Genomic DNA, 709 nt, shown 5'->3' on the forward strand with positions numbered 1-709 from the left:
TGACATGGCATCTGTTGCAAGGCAACACGCTGCATGCCGATGAAACGCCAGTAGCGCAACTTGATCCTGGCGAAGGCAAGACACGCAAGGCCTACTTATGGGCCTATCGCAGCAACGACTTGGAACCTGGCCGCGCATTATCATCTTCGACTATCAAGCCGGTCGTAGTGGCCGGCATGCGCAAAGCTTTCTGGAAAACTGGCAAGGTCATTTGCTGGTCGACGACTATGGCGGCTACAAAGCCCTGTTCGCCGAAAAACAGACGGAGCCCTGCACTGAACTGGCTTGTTGGGCGCGCGCACGCCGTAAATTCTTCGATCTGCACTAGGCTAATAATAGCCCGATGGCGCTGGAAGCGTTGCAGCGTATCGGCAACTTATATGCTATTGAAGCAGAAGGTAAAGATCTGACCATCGCAGAACGTCAACAACTACGAGAAGAAAAAAGCCTGCCCGAATTGGAGGCATTACACGATTGGCTGGTGCAAACCCGCGCTCAGACAGCAAATGGGGGTGGCTCCGCCAAAGCCTTGGATTACACACTGAAACGTTGGGTCAGCCTGATCCGCTATGCACAAACCGGCCACCTGCCAATTGACAACAATCCCGTAGAAAACGTCATTCGTCCCATCGCGATTGGAAAAAAGAACTGGCTGTTCACGGGCTCAGAACGCGCCGGTCAACGTGCAGCAGCTATTCAAACGCTATTT

Annotated in this window: 1 pseudogene; it reads left to right on the top strand. The window is 53.2% G+C overall.

The window, feature by feature from the left end:
* Positions 1–709: pseudogene (tnpC, locus tag C7H79_RS17305) on the top strand (IS66 family transposase); the annotation flags it as partial.

This window comes from Nitrosomonas supralitoralis (genome assembly GCF_003011925.2).
GTDB lineage: Bacteria > Pseudomonadota > Gammaproteobacteria > Burkholderiales > Nitrosomonadaceae > Nitrosomonas > Nitrosomonas supralitoralis.